This is a genomic window from Bradyrhizobium sp. WSM2793, from assembly GCF_000379585.1.
Classification (GTDB): Bacteria; Pseudomonadota; Alphaproteobacteria; order Rhizobiales; family Xanthobacteraceae; genus Bradyrhizobium.
In genome coordinates, this window is the sequence record NZ_KB902795.1 from 1 (window position 1) to 15232 (window position 15232).

General features: G+C 65.9%; 19 protein-coding genes. 5 read left to right on the forward strand and 14 right to left on the reverse strand.

Annotation, left to right across the window (positions count from 1 at the left end; translation table 11 throughout):
* Window positions 1-319: 319 nt before the first annotated feature.
* From A3AS_RS0126620 to mgtE, 4 genes are all read right to left on the reverse strand, one after another.
* Window positions 320-1279 carry a hypothetical protein gene (locus A3AS_RS0126620; RefSeq protein ID WP_018320585.1) on the reverse strand — a complete coding sequence of 320 codons (960 nt, stop codon included), beginning with the start codon at window positions 1277-1279 and terminating at the stop codon, window positions 320-322.
* A gap of 49 nt (window positions 1280-1328) precedes the next feature.
* Window positions 1329-2147 (reverse strand): aldo/keto reductase, encoded by an 819-nt coding sequence (locus A3AS_RS0126625; protein ID WP_018320586.1) that lies wholly within the window; start codon window positions 2145-2147, stop codon window positions 1329-1331.
* Window positions 2148-2317: 170 nt separating this feature from the next.
* Complete coding sequence (locus A3AS_RS0126630) at window positions 2318-2635, reverse strand: DNA-binding transcriptional regulator (RefSeq protein WP_018320587.1); 318 nt, start codon at window positions 2633-2635, stop codon at window positions 2318-2320.
* A 162-nt stretch (window positions 2636-2797) separates the two neighbouring features.
* The gene (mgtE, locus tag A3AS_RS0126635; RefSeq protein WP_018320588.1) at window positions 2798-4219 is read right to left on the reverse strand and encodes a magnesium transporter; all 1422 of its coding nucleotides are present in this window, start codon (window positions 4217-4219) and stop codon (window positions 2798-2800) included.
* Between the two features lie 115 nt (window positions 4220-4334).
* On the opposite strand from mgtE, the gene A3AS_RS0126640 reads away from it, so the two are divergent.
* Window positions 4335-5108 (forward strand): polysaccharide deacetylase family protein, encoded by a 774-nt coding sequence (locus A3AS_RS0126640; RefSeq protein ID WP_026202383.1) that lies wholly within the window; start codon window positions 4335-4337, stop codon window positions 5106-5108.
* A gap of 179 nt (window positions 5109-5287) precedes the next feature.
* Complete coding sequence (locus tag A3AS_RS0126645; RefSeq protein WP_018320590.1) at window positions 5288-6565, forward strand: polysaccharide deacetylase family protein; 1278 nt, start codon at window positions 5288-5290, stop codon at window positions 6563-6565.
* Window positions 6566-6572: 7 nt separating this feature from the next.
* Here A3AS_RS0126645 and A3AS_RS0126650 read toward each other — a convergent pair whose 3' ends face one another.
* Window positions 6573-6947 carry a hypothetical protein gene (locus A3AS_RS0126650; RefSeq protein ID WP_018320591.1) on the reverse strand — a complete coding sequence of 125 codons (375 nt, stop codon included), beginning with the start codon at window positions 6945-6947 and terminating at the stop codon, window positions 6573-6575.
* A gap of 272 nt (window positions 6948-7219) precedes the next feature.
* Between A3AS_RS0126650 and A3AS_RS48520 the strand changes: the two genes are divergently transcribed.
* Window positions 7220-7477 (forward strand): hypothetical protein, encoded by a 258-nt coding sequence (locus tag A3AS_RS48520; RefSeq protein ID WP_018320592.1) that lies wholly within the window; start codon window positions 7220-7222, stop codon window positions 7475-7477.
* A 31-nt stretch (window positions 7478-7508) separates the two neighbouring features.
* Here the strand turns inward: A3AS_RS48520 and A3AS_RS0126660 are convergent, their stop codons facing one another.
* The gene (locus A3AS_RS0126660; RefSeq protein ID WP_049814995.1) at window positions 7509-8777 is read right to left on the reverse strand and encodes an ABC transporter substrate-binding protein; all 1269 of its coding nucleotides are present in this window, start codon (window positions 8775-8777) and stop codon (window positions 7509-7511) included.
* An 86-nt stretch (window positions 8778-8863) separates the two neighbouring features.
* The gene (locus A3AS_RS0126665) at window positions 8864-9550 is read right to left on the reverse strand and encodes a DJ-1/PfpI family protein (protein WP_020508744.1); all 687 of its coding nucleotides are present in this window, start codon (window positions 9548-9550) and stop codon (window positions 8864-8866) included.
* A 91-nt stretch (window positions 9551-9641) separates the two neighbouring features.
* Between A3AS_RS0126665 and A3AS_RS0126670 the strand changes: the two genes are divergently transcribed.
* Complete coding sequence (locus tag A3AS_RS0126670; protein WP_018320595.1) at window positions 9642-10580, forward strand: GlxA family transcriptional regulator; 939 nt, start codon at window positions 9642-9644, stop codon at window positions 10578-10580.
* Window positions 10581-10597: 17 nt separating this feature from the next.
* Here A3AS_RS0126670 and A3AS_RS0126675 read toward each other — a convergent pair whose 3' ends face one another.
* The 7 genes from A3AS_RS0126675 to A3AS_RS0126705 all read right to left on the reverse strand — a co-directional run bounded on the left by A3AS_RS0126675 (window position 10598) and on the right by A3AS_RS0126705 (window position 14630).
* Window positions 10598-10780 carry a hypothetical protein gene (locus tag A3AS_RS0126675; protein WP_018320596.1) on the reverse strand — a complete coding sequence of 61 codons (183 nt, stop codon included), beginning with the start codon at window positions 10778-10780 and terminating at the stop codon, window positions 10598-10600.
* 12 nt (window positions 10781-10792) lie between these two features.
* Window positions 10793-11122, reverse strand: coding sequence for a four-helix bundle copper-binding protein (locus tag A3AS_RS0126680; RefSeq protein WP_026202385.1), 330 nt, complete (start codon window positions 11120-11122; stop codon window positions 10793-10795).
* 108 nt (window positions 11123-11230) lie between these two features.
* On the reverse strand, window positions 11231-12205 hold the full coding sequence (locus A3AS_RS0126685; RefSeq protein WP_018320598.1) for a cation diffusion facilitator family transporter: 975 nt from the start codon (window positions 12203-12205) through the stop codon (window positions 11231-11233).
* Window positions 12202-13101 (reverse strand): NAD(P)/FAD-dependent oxidoreductase, encoded by a 900-nt coding sequence (locus A3AS_RS0126690; protein WP_018320599.1) that lies wholly within the window; start codon window positions 13099-13101, stop codon window positions 12202-12204. Before A3AS_RS0126690 ends, A3AS_RS0126685 begins: the two co-directional genes overlap by 4 nt.
* Window positions 13098-14156 carry a flavodoxin family protein gene (locus A3AS_RS0126695; RefSeq protein WP_018320600.1) on the reverse strand — a complete coding sequence of 353 codons (1059 nt, stop codon included), beginning with the start codon at window positions 14154-14156 and terminating at the stop codon, window positions 13098-13100. The genes A3AS_RS0126690 and A3AS_RS0126695 overlap by 4 nt, the downstream gene beginning before the upstream one ends.
* A gap of 64 nt (window positions 14157-14220) precedes the next feature.
* Window positions 14221-14421, reverse strand: a complete 201-nt coding sequence (locus tag A3AS_RS0126700; protein ID WP_049814999.1) for a hypothetical protein — start codon at window positions 14419-14421, stop codon at window positions 14221-14223.
* Window positions 14422-14423: 2 nt separating this feature from the next.
* On the reverse strand, window positions 14424-14630 hold the full coding sequence (locus A3AS_RS0126705) for a hypothetical protein (protein ID WP_018320602.1): 207 nt from the start codon (window positions 14628-14630) through the stop codon (window positions 14424-14426).
* Here A3AS_RS0126705 and A3AS_RS49245 point away from each other — a divergent pair.
* Entirely contained in the window at window positions 14620-15168 is a 549-nt protein-coding gene (locus tag A3AS_RS49245) for a hypothetical protein (RefSeq protein WP_018320603.1), read from the forward strand. The genes A3AS_RS0126705 and A3AS_RS49245 overlap by 11 nt on opposite strands.
* Window positions 15169-15232: the final 64 nt, after the last annotated feature.

The following is a 15232-nucleotide window of genomic DNA, read 5'->3' on the forward strand; positions in this document are numbered from 1 at the left end:
TCGTCCGCACGAAGCCTCGGGCTCACAGGGACTACCCGCCCTGCCCGCGCCTCTCGTGCCGACGCTGCCGCGTCCACCGCAGACCCGGCTCGCGACAGTGACGACACATAGTCGCCCCTCTTGGGTGAGCCGGGATGGGCGACACATACGCCGAAACCGAATTTCGGTAAAGTGGAATATTTTCGGCGACGAGGATTGACAGCGGGCGACACAGGCACGGTGCCGTAGCCCGGATGGAGCGCAGTGTAATCCGGGACAGTGCACAATGCCGGGCGAGCGGCCCCGGATTTCGCTACCGCTCCATCCGGGCTACGCGAAGCTACGATCCGAAATCCCGTGGGCTGAACGGCAGGTCCATGATCTTCCATTCCCCGTACAGATTTGCCGGCAGCATCTTGTAAGGTTGGCAGTTCTGGAGCGCGCTTATGGCGGACTTCACGAGTGCCACGCCTTTCGCTGACGGCGGAGCCTCGATCAGGATCGGCTCGCGCGCCAGCGTGCCGTCGGTCGCGAACACCGTGCGCAGCTTGATGTGAACGGCGTCGGTCGGGCTCAGTCCGGCCGGCAATTTCGCACAGCTGCGCAAATGGCGACGAAGCGCGGCGATGACTTCAGCCGGCAACTTGGCTGCGATTGAATCCTTGGCATCGCCGCCATCGTCCTTGGGGGTGTCTTTTGGCAGCTCCGGCGGCAATTCCGGCGGCAGGCCCAGCATGACGCCGTACTTGACGGTGACGTCAGGCTGCGGAGCCTGATAGGCCGGCGGCGGTGCGGCCTCCGGCTGCTGCATCGCTTGCGGCGGCGGCTGCATCGTCGCCTGGGACGGCGGTTGTTGCTGGGCTTGCGGCGGCGGCTGTTGCGGCGGCTGTGGCTGTTGAGGCTGCGACTGCACGTTGGCCTCCCGCTGCTTCGGTGCCGGCGAGGGTTGCGGCTGCGGCTGCTTCTGCTGCGGTTCAGGTGGCGTCTGCTGCGACGGTGCCGCGGCCTGCTGCTTGGCCGCGGGCTTGTCCGCCGCTTCGGACTTGTCGGTGAAATCGAGCTTCGGCAGTTTCAGATCGGGCGTCGGCTCCGGCGGCTTCTCCTTGGCCGCCTCCTTCGTCTCCTGCTCCTTGATCTCTTCCTTCACCTGCTCCGGCGTGACGATGTCGACGGTCACGGTCTCCGGCGGCTGGCTGCGAAACGGATGGACCTCGCTGATCACGATGATCAGCGCCACCAGCGTCAGATGCGCGATTGCTGACGCCGCAATGTCCGTCCGTATGATCTTCCGCAGTTCCATCGACCGATCTTGAGTTGCCGTCGCGGTCCTAGCATACCCCGGCCCCCTCTCAATCCCATTTCGGGGCGAAGCCGAAGTCGGTCAGGCGGCCCTTCGGACTGGCGAGTGCGGCGATCCGGCTCATCTCGTCCTCCGACAGCTCGAAATCGAAGATCTCGATGTTTTCGGACAGGCGTTCAATGCGCGAGGTGCGCGGGATCGCAGCGACATTCTGTTGCACCAGCCAGCGCAGGCAGACCTGCGCCGACGACTTGCGGTGGGCGCGTCCGATCTCGGCCAGCCTCTGGTCGGACTTGATGCGTCCCTTGGCGATCGGGCTGTAGGCGACGAGCGCAAGGCCATGCTGGTCGCAGGCCGCCCTCACCTTCGCCTGATCGAGATAAGGGTGGTATTCGACCTGGTTGCAGACCAGCGGTTCCGGCGAGAGCGCGACCGCCTGCTCGATCAGCGCCACCGTGAAATTGGAGACGCCGATGTGACGGGTCAGACCCATGGTCTTCGCATGCGACAGCGCGCCGAGCGTCTCCACCAGCGGCACGTGCGAATTGGGCCAGTGCAGCAGCAACAGATCGACGCTAGGAAGCCGCAAGCGGGCCAGGCTCTCCTTGACCGAGCGCTCGAGATCATGGGGCGCGAAATGGTTGGTCCAGACCTTGGTGGTGAGGAAGATGTCGTCGCGCCGCACGCCGGAGGCGCGCACGCCGTCGCCGACCTCGCGTTCGTTCTCGTAGACTTGCGCGGTGTCGATGTGGCGATAGCCGAGCCGCAGCGCCTGCTCGACCAGGCGCGCGGCAGGCCTTCCGCTCAGCTCCCAGGTCCCGAGCCCGATCGCCGGGATCCGTGCGCCATTGGCCTCGACGAACAGCATGAGGACTCCTCTTCCGTTGCGGCAGCCCCTGACGTCATCAGGTCTCATTATGGACCCGGCCCACGATGCTGCCAACGGAAGGCCGCGGCAGTCCAGCGGGTTATTTGGCGCAAATGCTAACGGGAGGTTCGCGTCAGGGCCCGGCAGCCCTCGGTGTCAGGGCTTTGGCCTCAGGCTTTGGCGAGCGCCTGGAACACGGTATCCGGGGCGTGCGCGATCACCGCGAGCAGCGCACGGGCCGGTCCCCGCGGCGCGCGCTTGCCCTGCTCCCAGTTGCGGATGGTCTCGACGGGAACGCCGAGCTTGGCGGCGAACTCCATCTGGGTCAGGCAGGCGCGGCGGCGCAAATCGCGCACTGCGAGTGGGTTGGCGTCGGCCGGCGCGGCATCGGCCGTGGGCTCGACCGGAGACGGCTGGACCGGAAATTCCTGTCCATCCCGCAACTCAACGACCCGTCCGTCCGCCTTCAGCCGCAACCGCATGCTCATTCCCCCAAGCGAGGCGATGATGCGGCAGGTCGCTTAAGTTCGGATTAAAGACAGGAGCCCGTAGCCCGGATGGAGCGCAGCGTAATCCGGGACCACTGCCGCTTGGGGCACCCCCGGATTGCGCTGCGCTCCATCCGGGCTACGAATTCCCGGTGCCCGCCCCTACCTCAACCCGAACCAGAGCGTCGCAATCCCGAGGAAGGAGAAGAAGCCGACCACGTCCGTCACCGTGGTGACGAAGGTGCCCGACGCCACCGCCGGGTCGGCCCTGACACGCTCCAGCGCCATCGGGATCAGGATGCCGCCAAGCGCGCCGGCGATGAGGTTGCACACCATCGCCAGCCCGATGACGATGCCGAGGCCTGGGATCTTGAACCAGGCCACCGCCGCAATCCCCGTGATCACGGCGAAGGCGAGCCCGTTGACGAGACCGACCAGCGCCTCGCGCATCACCACGCGCCAGGCGTTGGAAGAACCGAGCTCGCGCGTCGCCAGCGCCCGCACCGCCACCGTCATGGTCTGGGTGGCGGCATTGCCGCCCTGGCTCGCCACGATTGGCGCCAGCACGGCGAGCGCGACCATCTTCTCCAGCTGGCCCTCGAACAGGCCGAGCACGGAGGACGCCAGGAAGGCTGTCGCGAGATTGACCAGCAGCCAGTTGAACCGCGCGCGCGCAATCGTCAGGAAGGTATCCGATAGCTCTTCGTCGCTGGTGACGCCGCCGAGCGCCTTGAGGTCTTCGTCCGCCTCCTCCTCGATGACGTCGACGACGTCGTCGACGGTGATGACGCCGACCAGGCGGTCCTGGGTGTCGAGCACGGGAGCTGCGACGAGATTGTACTTGCCGAACATGCGCGCGACCTCTTCCTGGTCCTCCAGGACGGAGACGCGGCGGCGGTCCTCGTCGGTGAGCTCGGTGAGCGGCACCGGCCGGCGCGCGCGCAGCAGCACGTCGAGGGGGACTGCGCCCTGCCAGTGCTGGTCCTTGTCGACGACGTAGATCTCGTAGAAGCGGTCGGGCAGATCCGGCGTCTCGCGCATGTAGTCGATCGCCTGCCCCACGGTGAAATCCTGGGGCACCGCGATAAACTCGGTCTGCATCCGGCGGCCCGCGGAATTCTCGGGGTACAGCAGGCTGCGTTCGAGCGCGACGCGCTCCCTGAGCGGCAGCTTCTCGAGGATCTCCTCCTGCTCGGCCTGGTCGAGGGTCTCCAGCAGCTCGACGGCGTCGTCGGATTCGAGCTCGCGAACGCCCTCGGCGACGGTCTCCGGCGGCAGTTCCTCGAGGATCTCCTCGCGCACGCCCTCGTCGAGCTCGTTCAGCGCGGAGAAGTCGAAGTCGCGTCCCGTCAGCTCGACCAGGCGGACGCGGTCGTCGGGCTCCAGAGCGCCGATGAGATCGCCGAGATCGGCCTCGTGCAGCTCGGCGACGCAGGCGCGCAGCGAGGCGCTGTCGCCGGCCTCGATCGCATGGGCGATTTCCTCGACGAATTCGTGCCTGATATCGCCGTCTTCATTGCGCATCGGCACGTGGTCGAGTACCGAATCCGCGGCGGATCGGGCAACGTCCATATGTTCATCCATGGCGCGCCTCGCCGTTTGACAGGTTGGAACGAATGGTCTGGGCTGACGGTCAGGCAATACCCACAAGGCAAAGCCGAGCGCAATGACAAAGATGCTTCGACTGCGGTGGACCTCGATGTCATCAGGCGCGGCCCTCGCTGCCCTGATCGGCATCGCCTCGACGGAAGCCGCCGAGTGCCCGCGCAAGGACGCGCTCGGCACCTCGCGCGTGCTGAGTGTCGATGCCAGGACCACCCCGCGCGTGGGCCTGAAGAGCTTTCCGCAGACGCTTGCGCTGGCCGATCACGAGGTCGTGCTGACCTTCGATGACGGGCCGAATCCGCCGACGACGTCGAAGGTGCTCGCAGCGCTGGCGCAGGAATGCGTGCGCGCGACCTTCTTCCTGATCGGCCTGCACGCCAGCCAGCATCCCGACATGGTCAAGCGCATCGCCCGCGAGGGCCACACCGTCGGCCACCACACCTTCTCGCATCCGTTCATGGCGCGGATCCCGTTCGACAAGGCCAAGGGCGAGATCGACCGCGGCGTCGCGGCCGTCGAGATGTCGCTGCACGGCAGCTCGACGGCGACGCCTTCGACGCCGTTCTTCCGCTTTCCCTATTTCCAGGGGACGCAAGCGCAGCTCGACCTGCTCCAGTCCCGCGGCATCGTCGTGTTCGGCGCTGACCTCTGGGCCAGCGACTGGAACGAGATGACGCCGGAGCAGGAATTGAAGCTGGTCACGGAGCGGCTTGCCGCTAGCGGCAAGGGCATCGTCCTCTTCCACGACCCCAAGGCGCGCACCGCCGCGATCATGCCGGCCTTCCTGCGGTATCTGAGGGAGAACGGTTTTCGCGTGGTCCACATCGTGCCGGCCGGCCCGCCGCAGAAGAGCGCCGATGCGCGCTGATGCCGGAATGTCACGCCGGCGCAAAATGGGGTGATTTGGGCCCTATTAACACTCTGTTCATGATACCCCCTGCTAATGGACGGGGACTTTGTGACGGGTAAGGCTGTTGGCGCCTGAACCGTTTCCCGATGTCTCCGACCTACTATGGCGGCCATCGCACATGAGGGCAGACGGGGTTCATGATCGGAAGTAGCGTTGTCTTGCGGACGCGATCGTGGATCGTCCTTTGCCTCGGCGGATTCCTTGGATGTTCGACCATCGGATCGCCGGCGGCGCTTGCGGCCGACTGCCCGGGCCATCCCGACGCGCTCGGGACGTCCCGCACCCTGGTGGCCGATCCGCGCGAACATCCGCTGATCGGCACCATGCAGTACCGCGAGACGCTGCCGCTCAGGGATCATGAGGTCGTCCTGACCTTCGACGACGGTCCGCTGCCGAAATATTCCAACCAGGTCCTCAAGATGCTCGACGACGAGTGCATCAAGGCGACCTTCTTCATCATCGGCAGCCAGGCCAAAGCGAATCCCGAAGGCGTGCGCAAGCTGGTGGCGGCGGGCCACACGGTCGGCACCCACAGCATGAACCATCCGCTGACCTTCGACCGGATGCCGATCGAGAAGGCCGAGGCCGAGATCAACGGCGGCATCGAGTGGACCTCGGCCGCGATGACCGACCCGTCCAAGCTGGCGCCGTTCTTCCGCATTCCCGGACTGATGCGCGCCGAAGGCGTCGAACATCATCTGATCTCGCGCGGCATCCAGGTGTGGAGCGCCGACTTCCCCGCCGACGACTGGCGCCACGTGTCGTCCGACCGCGTCTATCAGCTCGCGATCCAGCGGCTGGAGGCCAAGGGCAAGGGCATTTTGCTGCTGCACGACATCCAGGCGCGGACGGTCGCGGCGCTGCCAAAAATCATCCGCGACCTCAAGGCGCGCGGCTATCGCATCGTGCATGTTGTGCCCGCAACCGCCGACCGGCCGGCGACGCCGACCACGCCGGTGGAATGGCTGCTGCATCCGCCGACCGAGACCGTGCCGATCGCGCGCTGGCCTTCCGTTCCGAGCTTCGTGTTCACGCAGACCAGGACGCTTCCGGCGCCTTCGCTCACCGACCTCAATGCGCAGACCGAGCATCAGCCGCTGCTGCCGCGCCGAACCAAGGGTCAGATGGACGTCGCATCCGCCCTGCCCGTGCCCGGCCGCGCTCTGTTTGCGATCCCGGAAGGCTCGGTCGAGGTGCTGCTGTCGACGACATTGTCGCGGCGTGCCGCGACCCGGCTGGCAATGGCCGCCGAGACGCCGCATGCGGCCAGGGGCAAGGCCGCAAAGGGCAAGACGGCCAAGTCCCAGGCTCGGCACACCGCGCATGCGGCGCCGGCCGCACCGAAGCATGCCGCGCAGGCCAAGGGCACTACACCGCGCTCGACCCGCATCGCCAGCCTGAAGAAGCGCGCTTAGTCCCTAGCTACTGCCGCATGATGGCGGCGACGCAGAGCAGCACGATCAGCGCCAGGAAGAACAGGTCCATATAGGACTTGAGCTCGCCGTCGCGGCGCAGCCGGGCCACGTCGGCGACGACCTGCTTGCGCGCGTTCGTTCCCCCCGAGCCATCATTGATCGGGCCCTGAAGCCGCCGCGTCTCGGCTTCCAGCTTCTCGATCTTCTGGAAGAAGTAGAACGCGCGCAGCGTCGAGACCGCGCGCATCGCGGCATAGATCAGCACCAGGATCGCCAGGATCGCCCGGTTCGGATACTTCTCCATGAAGTTCAGGCTGAAATAGACCACCGCCATGAACGCGAAGTTGGTGATGAAGCGGTAGACGAAGCTGAGAAAAACCATGCTGGCTCAAGCCTTGAGGGGTGCGCAGCCGGATCGTGCTGCGAATTCGGGATCGGGACCCAGACCGGGAGCTGGGTTGTGGCGGCCCGTCTACGCCAACTTTGTTTCAACAAAGATACTGCAAGTCGCCGCCTTTTAGCCACACGCCGCCATAATGCAAGCCGGACGATGGCGGTCGGCCTACCCTGACGCAGCGCGCCCGCTACGGCTCAATGGCGATTTGGCGGAAGTCGCGATAGACTGCGCGCTGCCGTCACATCTGGGATCTGCCGATGCCGAAGAAGGGAATCACCGGCCACGACGACTGGGTTCTGACCGAGGCTCTCGCGACCGCCCTGGTCGCGCTGGAGCAGCTCGAACCGAAGCACCAGCCGAACGCGCATATGGACGACCTCCGCAAGATGCTGGCGAACGGCAAGGAGCCGGCGGCGGTGAGCCTGCACCTCGCCCAGGCCAAATGCCGCCTGTTCCCCGACCTCGATCCGCTGGAGATCTACCGGGAATACGGCATCGGCGAGGAATATGGCTGAGGCGGCTGGCCGCCTGTCTTGACGAGAAGCGCTAGTTTCGTGACGTCTTGAGCAACGGGCATTCGCTGTCGCTCAGCGGCAGAAAGGCGTCCTCGGCAGGTATCTTCTCGACGACGTTGTAATAGTCCCAGGGCGTCTTCACGTCCGAGGGTTTCTTGACCTCGACGAGATAGAAATCATGCACCAGCTTGTTGTCGGCGCGCAGCCGCGCGCCGCGCGCGTAGAAATCGTTGACCGGCATCGCGCGCATCTGCTCCAGAACAGCGTTCGTCTCGTCCGTTCCGGCCGCAGACGCGGCCTTCAGATATTGCGACACGGCGGAGTAGACGGCGGCCTGCGGCGCGGTCGGCATGGCGTTGTGAAGCTTGTAGAACCTTTGGGCGAACGCGCGCGTTTCCTCGTTGAGCGCCCAATACCAGGCGGTGACGGTCGTCAGGCCCTTGGCGGTTTCGGCCCCCATCGCGTGCACGTCGGTCAGGAACATCAGCTCGGCGACGGCCTTCTGCGGCCCCGCGTTCATTCCGAACTCGTTCCATTGCTTCATCGAGGTCACGAGCTGCTCGCCGGCATTGGCGAACGCAACCACCTTGGCCTTGGACGCCTGGGCCTGCAGCAGGAAGGAGCCGTAATCGGCATTTCCCAGCGGATGAAAGACCGCGCCGAGCGACTTGGCCCCTGCCGCCGCCAGCACGCGCTGGGACACCTCGACCATATTGCGTCCGAACGCGTAGTCGGACGCGATGAAGAACCAGCTGTCATAGCCTTGCGAAACCAGTTTTCGGACCGAGCCGGCGACCAGATTGTAATTGTCGTGCAGCCACATCAGGCCGGTGCGCGAGCATTGCTTGCCGCCGATCTCGGTGGTGCCGACCGCCGAATAGATCACGATCCTGTTCTTGTCGCGCGCGATCGACTGGATGGCGAGCGCCACCGCGGAGTTTCCGACGTCGGCCACCATGTCGACGCCATCAACGTCGAACCATTTGCGTACGATCTGGGCGCCGATATCCGGCTTGTTCTGATGGTCGGCGACGACGATCTCGGCCTTCAGCCCGGGCGTTGCGCGTTGAAAATCGTCCACGGCCATCCGCGCGGCGACGACGGAGCCGGGCCCGGCCAGATCCGACAACGATCCGGCCTGGTCATTGATGATGCCGATCCTGATCACGCCACCGGAGAATTCGGCGGCCGCGCTCCGTTCGGCCAGCGCTGCCGGACTGAGCGCCAGGATGAGGCCGAAGGTCAAACGGCAAAGCCGGCTGCGCGACGATAGCAATTCTCCAACACGACAAGGCGCCATTGCCCCCTCCGCTTCAGCATCGCGACGGCATGTCGGCGATGATCGATATCCGGTCCCGACGGCGCTCGGCCGGTCGAATCTGCTCGCTATCCCTGCCGCTCGACGGCCTTCCTGACGAACTCCAGCCGCCGCGCCTGCGCCGGCGCAACCCGTTCCTTCATGGCGGCGACGATCGCCGCCGGCGCCATGTCCGGCGAGCCGGCCGCAAAGGGCGGTGCGGGATTGTACTCCATGCGCAGCTGGATCATCTCCGCCGCGGCGCGGCCCCGCAACATCGACACCAGGGTGAGCGCGAAGTCGATGCCGGCCGTGATGCCGCCGCCCGTCATGCGATTGCGGTCGACGCAGACCCTCTCCAGCGACAGCTCGGCTCCGAACAACGGCAATGCGTCCCTCGCGGTCCAGTGGGTGGCCGCGCGATATCCCTTCAACAGACCGGCGGCGCCGAGCACGAGCGAGCCGGTGCAGACCGACGTCACGTATTGCGCGCCCCTCTCCTGCTGTCGCAGAAAGGCGAGGACGTCCTCGTCCAGCATCAGCTCGTCGGTGCCGTAGCCGCCGGGAACGCAGATCACGTCGAGCTGCGGGCAATCGGCGAAGGTGACGGTCGGCGTCAGCGCGATGACGGAATCGCTCGGTACGGGCTCGATGCGTTTCCAGACCAGATGCACGGTCACGTCAGGCAGGCTGGAGAAGACCTGGGCGGGACCGGTGAGATCGAGCTGGGTGACGCGCGGAAAAACCAGAAGACCGATCTGCAACGGGCCCGACATGTCCAACCTCGACAACGCGCTTGACGGTTGCAGCCTGCCATGTTGGCCTTGCGGTCGAAATGGCTTAATTCCCTCAATTCTGGACACGCCCATGATCGGCTTCCTGATCTTTCCCGAATTCCAATTGCTGGATGCGGCCGGTCCGATCTCGGTGTTCGAGATCGCCAGGCGTCACACGCCGAATGCGCCGCGCGTGATCACGGTCGCAACGAAGGCGGGCGCCGTGCGCAGCTCGTCGGGCATCGAGATGCTGGCGCGCAATCTGCGATCGGCAAGCTCGGTCACGACGCTGTTCGTCGCCGGTGGAGAGGGTGTGGAAGCGGCGGCTCGCTGCAAGACGACCATCGCCTTCATCCAGCGACTGGCGAGCCGCGGCGTGCGCATCGCCAGCGTTTGCAACGGCGCCTATCTTCTCGCGCAGGCGGGACTGCTGGATGGCCGCTGCGCGACCACGCACTGGTCCTGCACCCGCGACTTCATCGGGCGCTACCCGAAGGTGCGGCTCGAACCGGACCAGATCTTCATCCGCGACGATCGGGTGTGGACGTCGGCCGGCATCACGGCCGGGATCGATCTCGCGCTCGCCATGATCGCGCAGGACCATGGCGAGGAGATCTCGCAGGCGACCGCACGGCAGCTGGTGCTCTATCATCGCCGCAGCGGCGGACAATCGCAGTTCTCGAGCCTGCTCGAGCTCAAGACGCCGAACGGCCGCTTCGGCAGCCTGCTGTCATGGGTGCGCGAGAATCTGGATGCGCATCTCACGGTCGAGGCGCTGGCCGAACGCGCCGGATTGAGCGCCCGACATTTCGTTCGCTCCTTCACCGCCGAGACCGGATCAACGCCGACCAAGGCGGTCGAGCGCCTGCGGGTCGAGGTGGCGCGCGAGCGGGTGCAGTCCTCCGGAGAGGCCATCGAGCGCGTCGCCCAATCCACCGGCTTTCGCGACCCCGAGCGGATGCGCAGGGCCTTCATCCGCGCATTCGGTCAGCCGCCGCAGTCGCTGCGACGCGCGGCGCGAAGCGCGTGAGAAGCGGCCGGTCGACCTCAAGGCCCGCCGGCGACTGATCCCGCGATCACCATGACGAGGGCGCCAAGGTCGATCCTGCCGTTGACGGTCAGCTCCTCCGAGCTCTTCACCTCGCCCTGGACCTTGAGCGATTGCGGCCGGTCGGCGGCCTGCCGCTGCAGCTCGCCGATGATGGCGTCCTTGAGTTTCTCTTCCAGCATGGGCTTCGTCCTTCAGGCTGCCATCGCGCGGCAGGATTGTGCGCAGGAGCGGCACGCCGAGACGCATTCGTCCATGCCGCCGACCCGCTCGCAATCGGCGGCGCATTCGCTGCAGATCTCGGCGCATTCGCCGCAGGTATGCCGGTGATGCGGCGTGTTGATCAGCATGAAATGCGCAGCCGTCCGGCACATTTCGGCGCAGGCCATCATCAGGCGGAAGTGTTTCGGCTCGACGTGCTTGCCGCCGGTCTCGAGGCAATGGTTCATCGCCGTGCCGAGGCAGGTCTGGTAGCAGCTCATGCAGAGCGAGATGCAGCGGGTCATGTCTTCTGATTGAGCCATCCGGTTCTCTCCGTTGCGCATCGGTATTCCCCGCTCCACCAAGGCAAGGCAACGCACTTCGTTCCTGGTTCCGGCCGATTGTGACGTCCGCGGAACCGCGATGCGTCGCTAGCCGAAGCGCCTCTCGCGCAGCGCGCGGTAGCGGACATTGGTCTGCGGCTTGATGAACAGCGCCGCCACGCCCGGATGCCGTTTGCGGGTTTCCGCCTCGATCGCAATGACACATTGCTCGATGTCGTCCGCGCGCTTGTCATCCGCAAACTCGACGCTCAGGGCGGCGACGATCTCAGCCGGCGAGAGCTGTACCGTCAGAAGGCCGTTGGCCCTGAGCACGCCGGGCGAGCGCCGTGCGATATCCAGAACGGACCGCGCCAGCTCCGGATCGGCAGGCTCGCCGATCAGCAGGCTCTTGCTCTCGCGCGCGAGGCCCACGGACGTGATCGCCAGCAATATGCCGATCAGGATCGAGCCGATGCCGTCCCAGACCGGTTGCTCCAGCCATACGGCAGCCGCTGTGGCCGCGGCAGCGATGGCGATGCCGACCAGCGCCGCACTGTCCTCGAGCAGCACCATGAATGCCGGCGGATCCTTGCTGCGAACGAACGCCTGGTAGTATCCGAAGCGCCGGCCATCGGCGCTGAAGTGCCGCAGCGCGACCAGCCAGGAGCCGCCTTCGAACAGAAACGACAGGCCGAGCACCACGAAGCTGACCATGGGATCTTCGATCGGCTCGGGTGCGGCGACGTGCAGAATGCCCTGATACAGAGAGACACCGGCGCCCAGCGCGAAGATGAGCAATGCAACGATGAAGCTCCAGAAATACAACTCGCGCCCGTAGCCAAGCGGATGGCATTCGTCGGGCGGACGGCTCGCGCGCCGGTAGCCGTAGAGCAGCAGGATCTCGTTGGTGGTGTCGACGAGCGAATGCACGGCCTCGCTCGTCATCGCCGAGCTTCCCGTCCACGCAGCGGCGCCGATCTTGGTGACCGCGACGAGGACATTGCCGAGCAGCGCCGCGTAAACAGAGGTCTTCGTCGAAGATCCGGCCGCGACGTCTTCGATGTCCGGTGGCGCGCTCCTCATGCCAGGCGCCGCGGCAGGCTGTGGTGGATCGTGCAGGCGGCAACCGCGGCGTGGCCGAATGCGACCGAGATCTGGTGCAGGTCGGTGACGACGTCGCCGATGCCGTAAAGGCCGTCAACCGAGGTGCGCTGATGGTCGTCGACCTTGAGATAGCCCTCCCCGGTATGATCGGCGCCCAGCGAGACCGCGAGCTGCGAACGCACCTCGGCCCCCATCGCCGGATAGACCGTGTCGAATTGCATCGTCCGGCCATCGGCGAAAACGGCCTCGAGGCCCCCCACCCTCCGCCGCAAACGCAGGTCGGGCGCGAACACGATGTCGACGCCGGCCTCGACCAGCTCCGATGTCACGCTCTCCTCGTCGTTCTGTCCGGTCGCGAGCAGCGTCACCTCGCGCGAGTAGCCGCGCAGGAACAGTGCCTTGCCGGCGGCCCGGCCAAGCGGACCGACGACGCCGATGCGGCGGCCGATCACCTCGAAGGCGTCGCAGACGGGACAATAGCGCAGCAGCCCGTCCGCGACCGCGGCGCGCCATTGCTCGAATGGCGGATGGCTGTCGACGATGCCGCTGGCGAGGATGACGGTGGTGGCCTCAAGCGCGCAGCCGTTCCAGATCGCCTGAAAGCCGTCGTCGCGCCGCTGCAAGGCGGTAACCTCGGCTTCCACGCGCTCGACGGCGAGCTCGCCCAACTGCGCCGACATGCGCGCGATCAGGTCCGCGCCTGATAGTCCGTGGACGAAGCCGGGAACGTTGTGGCTGCGCGGGATCAGCGCCGCCCGGCTCGCGCCCAGGTCCACGACACAGACGCTGCGGCGGAAGCGTGCCAGATAGATCGCGGCCATCAGCCCGGCAGGGCCGCCGCCGACGACCAGGCAATCGAACCGCGCGCCGGTCATTTGGGGTTCGGATCCGCAAGACCGGCGCCGGGCTCCTGCAACTGCCCACTCCGCGCTAGGCGGACGGCATTGCCGAGGGCGCGCGCCGCGTTCTGCACCTGCTGCTGGAATTCCCGGTCGTCGTCGAGCTCGCGATGCGAGGTGCCGACATAGCCGTCGAGCTCGGCAAAGCGCCCCGCCGAGATCAGCTGCATGTCGGTCAGCCAGTCCGACAAAGCGCGGCGCACGCCCTCGGCACCGACGGCGTCGCCATGAACGACCACGCCGAAATGACGACCGGCGAGATGGCGCGGATAGGGCCAGCCCTTCAGTTCCATCGCCTTGGCCTCATCGGCCTTCTTGCCATGCGTCGAGGTCGGATCGGGATTGCCGCCGTCGGCGCAGACCATGCGGTCCATCATCGCCTTCAGCCCGGACGGCACGTGGTACCAATTCACGGGCGTCACGATCAGGATGCCGTGGGCCGCGACCCATAGCGGATAGATCTCGTTCATCCAGTCGCCGGTCTGCCCCAGCGAATAGTTCGGATAGCAGCTGCACGGCCAGTGACAGAGCGGCATGGCCGTGCCGACGCAGGATTTGCAGGGATGAATAGACTTGCCGAACTCCGAGGCGAGGCGCGACAGATCGAGGATGTCCACCGCAAACCCCATCTCGACGAAAACAGGTTCAGCCAACTTGACCAGACGCCAGGTCTTGGACATCTCGCCGGGACAGGTGTGCTCGCTCCGGGCCGAGCCACTAATGATGAGAATGCGCGGCGTCTCCTGCGCATCGTCATGCTGGCGCTGCGCCGCCAGGATCTTCGCGCGCGCGTCGAGCCAGTCGACGGCAATGTCGTAGTCGGGATCGGAGAAACCCGCGCCCGCCTTCCGCGTCAACGGCGCCTTGCGCGAATGGCTATAGGCGTCCCAAGCGGCACCGACCACGGCATCGAGCTCGCGCTGCAGCGGGGCAAAGGCGGGATCGATGAACTGACGCTTGTAGCGCCGTTCGAACTCCTCGCGCGACAGCTTGACGGGCGGCATCCCCTTGCGAATTTCGGCATCCGTCATGTTGGCTCCCGGCGAAGGCGGTATCATCCGACCAACCCGGCGGGCAGCACCCGGTTCCTTGCCGCTACTGGCGCGCCACGTCCTGCGGCGTATCGAATTTCGCGATACGCTGGTCCAGCCGCCACAGCTCGATGCGATGGGCCAGCACGAGCGAGGCGGCCTCGCGCTTGGCCTGCTCGTCATTATCGCAGACGAGATTGATGCATCCGAACACATGCCCGTCCGGATCAATCTGGAACGCGCGGTAGTGCTGGAAGTTGCGCATCGTCATTCTCCTCGTCTCGTGCAGACCGGTGCGCTCAGCCAGTCCGTCAGGTTCGAGGTCACGTCGTTCTGCTTGGCGCGCTGCAGCAGCAGCTCGCGCTCCCTGCCAGGCGGCAGGCTGAGTGCGCGCTCGCGGGCGTTTTCGGCAAATGCGGCCAATCGCTCCTGGAGCGATTGGGTCTGTTTCCTGCGGTTGCGTTTGGCGGTCATTGTTGTTCACGGTGATTTCGGTTGGACGGAAATCGGCGCCGGCGGGGCCGCCGGGGTCGAGGTTCTCTTGTCATTCAGCTTCCGTCGCAACGGCGGGTTCCGGCATTTCAAAAAGTTAAAGCTGCGCGATTTTGCGCGAGGACGGCCGCACGTCCACGTCCCTCGTGCTCGCGTGCCGTTCGTCACGATAATCGACTGCGCCGGAACCGAATTGCTGATTCGCATGTTCAAGAACGACTTGAAGGAGAAACATCATGGCGAAGACAGCATGGAAACGGCCGGCTCCCCGATCGGCCGCAAGGGACCACGCAAGGCCAATCCCGCGTACAAGGGCCGCGCGCGTCAGCCGTGGACGCCTGCGGATGTGAGCAAGCTGAAGCAGCTCGCGAAGGGAAACACGCCGACGGGCGTGATGAGCATCAAGCTGCAGCGCCCGGTCGCGGCCATTCGCAGCAAGGCGCAGCGCGAAGGGATTTCGCTGCGTCCGGCCAACCGCTCACCCTACAACCGGCGAACCAAAGCCACGAAGCGGCGTTGACGGAAGGCACCGCCGGGTGACAACCGGACACAACGGGGACGATGGACGTGGCGCTCATTTTTCC

Excerpts from the sequence above, each read along its gene's own strand:
- A3AS_RS0126620 (WP_018320585.1), bottom strand. The coding sequence starts at position 1,279 with ATGGAACTGCGGAAGATCATACGGACGGACATTGCGGCGTCAGCAATC.
- A3AS_RS0126625 (WP_018320586.1), bottom strand. The coding sequence starts at position 2,147 with ATGCTGTTCGTCGAGGCCAATGGCGCACGGATCCCGGCGATCGGGCTC.
- A3AS_RS0126630 (WP_018320587.1), bottom strand. The coding sequence starts at position 2,635 with ATGAGCATGCGGTTGCGGCTGAAGGCGGACGGACGGGTCGTTGAGTTG.
- mgtE (WP_018320588.1), bottom strand. The coding sequence starts at position 4,219 with ATGGATGAACATATGGACGTTGCCCGATCCGCCGCGGATTCGGTACTC.
- A3AS_RS0126640 (WP_026202383.1), top strand. The coding sequence starts at position 4,335 with ATGTCATCAGGCGCGGCCCTCGCTGCCCTGATCGGCATCGCCTCGACG.
- A3AS_RS0126645 (WP_018320590.1), top strand. The coding sequence starts at position 5,288 with ATGATCGGAAGTAGCGTTGTCTTGCGGACGCGATCGTGGATCGTCCTT.
- A3AS_RS0126650 (WP_018320591.1), bottom strand. The coding sequence starts at position 6,947 with ATGGTTTTTCTCAGCTTCGTCTACCGCTTCATCACCAACTTCGCGTTC.
- A3AS_RS48520 (WP_018320592.1), top strand. The coding sequence starts at position 7,220 with ATGCCGAAGAAGGGAATCACCGGCCACGACGACTGGGTTCTGACCGAG.
- A3AS_RS0126660 (WP_049814995.1), bottom strand. The coding sequence starts at position 8,777 with ATGGCGCCTTGTCGTGTTGGAGAATTGCTATCGTCGCGCAGCCGGCTT.
- A3AS_RS0126665 (WP_020508744.1), bottom strand. The coding sequence starts at position 9,550 with ATGTCGGGCCCGTTGCAGATCGGTCTTCTGGTTTTTCCGCGCGTCACC.
- A3AS_RS0126670 (WP_018320595.1), top strand. The coding sequence starts at position 9,642 with ATGATCGGCTTCCTGATCTTTCCCGAATTCCAATTGCTGGATGCGGCC.
- A3AS_RS0126675 (WP_018320596.1), bottom strand. The coding sequence starts at position 10,780 with ATGCTGGAAGAGAAACTCAAGGACGCCATCATCGGCGAGCTGCAGCGG.
- A3AS_RS0126680 (WP_026202385.1), bottom strand. The coding sequence starts at position 11,122 with ATGGCTCAATCAGAAGACATGACCCGCTGCATCTCGCTCTGCATGAGC.
- A3AS_RS0126685 (WP_018320598.1), bottom strand. The coding sequence starts at position 12,205 with ATGAGGAGCGCGCCACCGGACATCGAAGACGTCGCGGCCGGATCTTCG.
- A3AS_RS0126690 (WP_018320599.1), bottom strand. The coding sequence starts at position 13,101 with ATGACCGGCGCGCGGTTCGATTGCCTGGTCGTCGGCGGCGGCCCTGCC.
- A3AS_RS0126695 (WP_018320600.1), bottom strand. The coding sequence starts at position 14,156 with ATGACGGATGCCGAAATTCGCAAGGGGATGCCGCCCGTCAAGCTGTCG.
- A3AS_RS0126700 (WP_049814999.1), bottom strand. The coding sequence starts at position 14,421 with ATGCGCAACTTCCAGCACTACCGCGCGTTCCAGATTGATCCGGACGGG.
- A3AS_RS0126705 (WP_018320602.1), bottom strand. The coding sequence starts at position 14,630 with ATGACCGCCAAACGCAACCGCAGGAAACAGACCCAATCGCTCCAGGAG.